The sequence below is a fragment of the Enterovirga sp. genome (genome assembly GCF_028290205.1).
Classification (GTDB): Bacteria; Pseudomonadota; Alphaproteobacteria; order Rhizobiales; family Beijerinckiaceae; genus Enterovirga.
Genome location: NZ_JAQGKF010000156.1, coordinates 1 through 4,000 on the forward strand (window position 1 = coordinate 1; position 4,000 = coordinate 4,000).

The 4,000-nt window shown below is 67.5% G+C and carries 3 protein-coding genes and 1 pseudogene; 3 read left to right on the forward strand and 1 reads right to left on the reverse strand.

From position 1 onward, the window contains the following. On the forward strand, positions 1 to 975 hold a 975-nt coding region (locus JWR86_RS11280; protein ID WP_299565144.1), incomplete at its 5' end, for a LysR family transcriptional regulator. A 79-nt stretch (positions 976 to 1,054) separates the two neighbouring features. On the opposite strand, the gene JWR86_RS11285 is transcribed toward JWR86_RS11280, so the two are convergent. Further along, a complete protein-coding gene (locus tag JWR86_RS11285; protein WP_299565147.1) occupies positions 1,055 to 2,254 on the reverse strand; it encodes an ABC transporter substrate-binding protein in 1,200 nt (399 codons plus the stop codon). Positions 2,255 to 2,657: 403 nt separating this feature from the next. Between JWR86_RS11285 and JWR86_RS11290 the strand changes: the two genes are divergently transcribed. Together JWR86_RS11290 and JWR86_RS11295 are read left to right on the forward strand one after the other, a co-directional pair. After that, complete coding sequence (locus JWR86_RS11290; RefSeq protein WP_299565149.1) at positions 2,658 to 3,677, forward strand: LysR family transcriptional regulator; 1,020 nt, start codon at positions 2,658 to 2,660, stop codon at positions 3,675 to 3,677. Between the two features lie 132 nt (positions 3,678 to 3,809). Then, positions 3,810 to 4,000: pseudogene (locus JWR86_RS11295) on the forward strand (cyclase family protein); the annotation flags it as partial.

A 4,000-nucleotide genomic window follows, 5' to 3' on the forward strand; every position in this document is an offset into this window, starting at 1 on the left:
TGCCTGCGGCTCGGTCAGGCACGTTTGCGGCTTCGGAAGGGGTTCGCGGTGGATCTTCGGCAGCTGCGCTCGTTTGTCAGCGTGGTCGAATGCGGAAGCGTCTCCCGAGCCGCGGAGCTGCTCCGCATCTCGCAGCCTTCGCTGAGTATCCAGGTGCGCGGGCTCGAGGATGAACTCGGCGTCGATCTACTGGTGCGGCATCCGCGCGGCGTCACGCCGACCGATATCGGCCTCGTGTTCTGCGACCACGCCCGCAATATCCTGCGTGACGTGGACCACGCGCGCGACGCCATCCGGTCTCAGGTGTCGAGCCCGGTCGGGCGGGTCTCGCTCGGTCTGCCGACCTCGGCCTGCCGCGGACTCTCGGTTCCGCTGCTCAGCGCCATGAAGCAGCGCTACCCCAACATCTCGGTCCACGTGGTGGAGGGCATGACCGGCACTCTGGACGAGTGGATCCAGCTCGGCCGGCTCGACGTCGCGCTGCTCTACAATCACCGCGCCTACGAGCACATGGCCTGGAACGAGGTCATCACGGAGGAGCTCCAGCTCCACGTCCCCCGGGGTTCACGGCTGGCGCGCCGGAAATCCATCCCGTTCAGAGAGCTGGCCCATCTTCCCCTCGTGCTCCCGGGTCGGCCGAACGTGCTGCGGGCTCTGATCGAGCAGATCGCCTCGCGGATCGACATCCGGCTGACCGCAGCCGATTGCGATTCCCTCCCGGCCATCCGTCAGCTCGTGCTGGCCGGCTCGCCGACCATCATGCCGCCCTTTGCCATGGCGGAGGAGATCGGGCGCGGCGAGATGGTCGCCATCCCGATCACGGCGCCGAAGCCGACGTGGGAACTCTCGATCGTGGTGTCGCAGAGAACCGTCCATGCCCGGGCCAGCCGGATCGTGGCCGAGGTGATGGCGAGCGTGATCACAGACCTCGTCAAGCGGCGCACTTGGCGCGCTCGGCTCTCGGGGCCGGCCTGAGGTGCGTGCTGGCCGACGCCTCTCGCCAAGGCAGGGCCTGGCGGCGGCTGGTCCGGTCAGCGCGCGGGAGATCCCGCCGTCACTTGCGCTTCAGCAACGGGCACTCGCTTTCGGAGAGCGGCCGAGCGGCGTCCGCCGCCGGAATGGTGGTGAGCAGATCGTAATAGTCCCAAGGGTATTTGGAATCGGCCGGCTTTTTCACCGAGAAGACGTGAAAGTCGCGCATCACACGCCCGTCCTCGCGGACCTCGACATTCTTGGAGAAGAAGTCGTTGACCGGGGTGGCCTTCATCTTGTCCGTCACCGTCTTGGCGTCCTCCGTGCCGGCCGCCTGAACCGCCCTGAGGTAGTGCAGGATGGAGCTGTAGACGGAGGCCTGGATGGAGGTCGGAGCGCGCCCGCCGTTGCGCTCCATGAAGCGCTTGCTCCAGGCGCGCGTCTCCTCGTTCAGGTCCCAGTAGAACGGCTCGGTGGTGATGATCCCCTGGGCCGTGTCGAGCCCGAGCGCATGCGCATCCGTGATGAACAGCACCATGGCGGCCATGCGCTGATCGGCCTGGCCGATCCGGAATTCGCGGCTCTGCTTCAGGGCATTGATCGTGTCCGCGCCGGCATTGGCGAGTGCGATCACCTTGGCGCCGGACGATTGGGCCTGCAGGAGGAGCGACGAGAAGTCGTGATTGCCGAACGGGTGCTTGACCACGCCCAGCACCTTGCCGCCGCTGCGTGTGACGGCCTCGGACGCATCCCGCGTCATGGCGTTGCCAAAGGCGTAGTCGGCCGTGATGAAGAACCACGTGTCGAGCTTCTGCCGCACGAGACCCCGGGCCGTGCCGACGGACAGCGCGTAGGTGTCGGCGGTCCACTGCGTCGTGACCGGCGAGCAATCCTTGCCGGAGATGTCCGGAACGAACCCGCCGGCCGTCAGGTAGACGCGGTTCTTCTCGCGCATGAGGTGATGGACGGCGAGCGCCACCGAGCCGTTCGGCACGTCGGCGATGACGTCGACCTTCTCGGTATCCACCCAGCGGGCGGCAATGCCGGCCCCGATGTCGGGCTTGTTCTGGTGGTCCGCGAAGACGATTTCGATCGGCTTGCCGTTCACCGTGGGGCCGAACTCCTCGACGGCCATGCGGGCGGCCAGAACCGAGCCCATCCCGGTCACATCGGCGAGTGGTCCGGTCTGGTCGTTCAAGACTCCGATCTTGATCCCGGTTTCGGACGCGTTGGCGCAGGACAATCCGAGAGCGGCCGACAGGACGAGGATCGTGGCCAGCATGCGGGGCATTCGTCCAGACTCCATCTCATAGGCGCGGCCGGAAGCAAGTTCCGGACGCGGCCGCGCAGCGCATCGTCCTGCGTGTGCGGGTTGCTGATGTCATCAACCCGGGGTGGTCCGCCCGGCAGCCAGTTGGGGGCGTGTCGTCAGGCGCGAAAACGCCCGTCATCGCCGCACGGGCAGGGTCCCGATACACCGGGGAGCTTAGGTGAGGGGCCGCCGGCGAGCTAAATATGTTTTTCCGTGGGCTGCCATCGTCGGCCGTTATATGACAGATACCTGCGCGGGGGAGTTCGCGCCCGGCGGCCCGGATGTTGCCTTCCGGCGGGCTCCCATGGGGGCGACGCGTTCACCTCGCGCCGTTGCGCGACAGGGCCCTTCGCGGGCGGCAAGGTTGTGAGCGATGTACTTCCGTCGCCTCCGCTACTTCGAAGCTGTTGCGCGGTGCGGCAGCTTCTCGCGCGCCTCCTCCGAACTGCATGTCGCCCAGCCGGCCCTGTCCAGCCAGATCGCCGAGCTCGAGGCCGATTTCGGCGTGCGGCTCTTCACCCGGCACAGCCGTGGGGTGGTCCTGACGGAGGCCGGCGACGCGCTGCTGACGCGCACCGAGCAGATCCTGCAGTTGATGGAGGACGTCCGGGCCGAGATGGCGGCCTTCCGGTCGGTGCCGCGCGGGGAGGTCCGGCTCGGCCTGCCGACCACCATCACGGGCGTGCTGACGCTGCCGCTTCTGTCCGCCCTGCCGGAGCGGCTGCCCGGGATCAGCCTGCAGGTGGTCGAGGGTATGACCGGCCATCTCGAGAAGTGGCTGGAACAGGGGGAGCTCGACGCCGCCATCCTATTCCAGCCGCCGCTCCTTCAGCCGCAGCTCGCGCCGGTCGGGACGGAGGGGCTCGCGCTGATCGGCCCGGAGGACAGCGAACTCGCCGGGCAATCCGACGTGTCCTTTGCGGAGGTCACGCGGCGGCCGCTCATCCACACCACGCGGGCCCACCACCTGCGCAAGATGCTGGACGACCGCTCCCTGTCGCTCCGCATGCCGCTGAACATCGTGGCCGAGATCGACTCGCTTCCCCAGATCAAGAGCATGGTGTTCCAGTCCCGCGGCTACACGGTCCTGCCCCAGGCGTCCGTCGGGACGGAGTGGGTCTCGGGATCGGTGCGGGCCTGGCCCATCACCGACCCGGCCCTTCGCATTCAGCTCTATGTGGTCTCGTCGGGGGGGAGCGACCGCAAGCCCTGCATCCGGGCCGCCGCACGCATGATCGGTGAGGTCATCCGCGAGCTGATCCAGGGCGGACGCTGGACCGGGGCGCTGCTGCCTGGCCAGACGCCCCCGGGGCCGGCGGGGCGCCGCGAACTCAAGCCCGCTATCGCACGAACAGATAGCAGCTTTCGCAAAGGCCTATTTTCCGGCCCTTGAACCCCGGAGCTACTCTTCGGGCAGCCGTCGCCGGGACCCTGGTCCTGCTGCCGGCGCGCCACGCAGCTCGAGCTCGGCGTCACGGCGGCACAGCCGAGCGACGTCCGTCCTCGCGAAGGGGGTACATTCAAGATGAGCCAGTTTCCGTCAGGCAGGATGCTCGATCTCACGCTGCCCATCGAAGACAACATGACGGCGCACAAGATGTTTCAGTCGCCGATCGTCATTCCCCACAAGCTGCACAAGGACACCCTGAGCTTCGGCCTCGGGGTTCCGGGCGATCCGATGACGTTCCAGACGAACTTCCTGAGCATGCTCGATCA